This is a genomic window from Streptomyces sp. NRRL B-24085, from assembly GCF_001282115.1.
Classification (GTDB): domain Bacteria; phylum Actinomycetota; class Actinomycetes; order Streptomycetales; family Streptomycetaceae; genus Streptomyces.
The window spans coordinates 1-2,130 of the sequence record NZ_LJBR01000513.1 but is presented as its reverse complement, the minus strand read 5'-3'; the positions used below and the strand labels follow the sequence as shown (position 1 = coordinate 2,130).

Sequence of the window (2,130 nt, the reverse complement as noted above, 5' to 3'; positions counted from 1 at the left end):
CGACGGCCTCGCCGTCCGTCACCGGCACGCGGCGGATGCCCGTCCCGGCGTTGCGCCCGGCCCGCTCACGACCCTCCGGGTCCTGCGGCCTCCGTCCGGGGGCAAGTCGCGTGGGCGTGGCTCACGCCCCTCTGCCTCCTGCGGCCTCCGTTCGGGGGCAAGTCGCGTGGGCGTGGCTCACGACCCTCTGCCTCCTGCGGCCTCCGTTCGGGGGCAAGTCGCGTAGGCGTGGCTCACGACCTTCCGCCTCCTTCAGACTCCATCTGCGGGCAAGGCCCGTAGACGTCGCTCACGAGCCGGCGCAGGACGACGGGCCTGTCGACGAGGTGGCCGGCGGGAGGGGGCGCGGTACCCGTGCCGAGTCCCGCCCGATGGCGGGGCATGCGTGCGGTTGGCGTCGGACAGGTCGGTGCCGGCGGGGTCATGCCGGCCCCGGTGACCATGCCCTGGACGAGGTGCGCCCCCGGCAGCAGGCCGCCGCCCCCGCACCTCCCAGGCGCACGTATAAAGGGCCCCGCCTCTCGGCAGCCCAGACCCCGGCTAAGCGCTCCGCGCCGCGAGCCGTCGGTCCAGCGTCCGGACCGCGTCCCGGAAGGCCCGCCCGAGCCCGGTCCGTCCCAGCTTTGTGACCAGGCGAAAGGCTGCCGTACCGTCGACGGCGAACGTCCAGCGGACCTCGGTGCCCGTCCCGGCGGGAGTCAGCCGCCACTCCTCGGCGATGGCGCGCGCGCCCGGCGCGTTGGCCACGTCGACCCGGTAGGCGTACACCTCGGGCTCCTTGGCCGCGATGATCGTCTCCTGGAAGCGCCCGCCGCCCCTGAGGCGTATCTCCCGCGTCGTACCGTCCCCGGTCGAGCGGGCCAGTGTCACCGCCGAGAACCATTCCTCCCAGCCCGGAACATCATCGGCGAGCGCCCGGTACACCGCCTCCGGCGGCGCCGACATCTCCTGCACGAACACCATCCGTACGGGCGCGGTCGCGATGAAGTCGAGCCCGACCTCGCGCAGTTGGTGAGCCATGGCCAACCCCCCAGGTGTGAACGGGAGATGCCACCCTAGCTGTCGCTCCGTCAGATGTCTGTACCGTCAAGGGAGTCGCCCGCCACGACCAGCCGCCGCAGATGCTCCGAGACCTCCGCGCGCGCCGACTCCGGCAGCCCCGCGTCCGTCACCAGCGTGTCGACCTGCTCCAGCGAGGCGAACGAACTCAGGCCCACGGTGCCCCACTTGGTGTGGTCGGCGACCACCACGACCCGCCGGGCCGACTGCACGAGCCGCCGGTTGGTCTCGGCCTCAGCGAGGTTGGGCGTCGACAGGCCGGCCTCGACCGATATCCCGTGCACCCCGAGGAAGAGCACGTCGAAGTGGAGTGCCGCGATCGCCTGGTCGGCCACCGGCCCCACCAGCGAGTCGGAGGGGGTGCGCACACCGCCGGTCAGCACGACGGTCGCCGCACCCTGGCGCGGGCCCGTGGTGCGCTGCGCCGCGTGGAAGACGTCGGCCACCCGCACCGAGTTGGTCACGACGGTCAGGTCCGGCACGTCGAGCAGATGATGGGCCAGCGCGTACGTCGTCGTACCGCCCGACAGGGCGATCGCGGTGCCCGGGGCGACCAGCTCCGCCGCGGACCGCGCGATGTCCTCCTTGGCGGTGAGCTCCAGCCCCGACTTGGCCTCGAAGCCCGGCTCGTGGGTGCTCGCCTCCACCACCGGGACCGCGCCGCCGTGCACCTTCTCCAGCACACCCTGGCGGGCCAGCGCGTCCAGATCGCGCCGTACCGTCATGTCCGACACGCCGAGCTTGCGGGTCAGCTCGTTGACGCGCACCCCGCCTCGGCGCCGGACCTCGTCCAGGATCAGGGCGCGCCGCTGCTCCGCGAGGAGGTTCTGATTCTCACTCACGTACGCTCCGGTCCTTTCGCCTGGGGCTGTCCGACACGCCCTGCGCACCCACTCCCACAAGCACACTTTGCCCGTCCCTGGTGCGCGGGACGTCCCATACTCGCACGGGGCCCCACCGGGAGCGCCACCGACCGCCCCGACGCACTCCCGCCACAGGGGTGACAGCCGGGTTCCGGTCGGCGCACGGATCGGAGGAGATTCCGTGACGAGTGGTGTGCGCGGCGCGCCG

The 2,130-nt window shown here is 73.0% G+C and carries 2 protein-coding genes; both read right to left on the bottom strand.

Annotation, left to right across the window (positions count from 1 at the left end; all coding sequences use genetic code 11):
• Positions 1-540: 540 nt before the first annotated feature.
• Complete coding sequence (locus tag AOJ26_RS38180; protein WP_053852934.1) at positions 541-1,020, bottom strand: SRPBCC family protein; 480 nt, start codon at positions 1,018-1,020, stop codon at positions 541-543.
• Positions 1,021-1,070: 50 nt separating this feature from the next.
• On the bottom strand, positions 1,071-1,901 hold the full coding sequence (locus AOJ26_RS38175; RefSeq protein WP_053852933.1) for a DeoR/GlpR family DNA-binding transcription regulator: 831 nt from the start codon (positions 1,899-1,901) through the stop codon (positions 1,071-1,073).
• Positions 1,902-2,130: the final 229 nt, after the last annotated feature.

Bases quoted from the DNA above. Each gene is read 5' to 3' on its own strand.
- AOJ26_RS38180 (WP_053852934.1), bottom strand. From the start codon at position 1,020: ATGGCTCACCAACTGCGCGAGGTCGGGCTCGACTTCATCGCGACCGCG.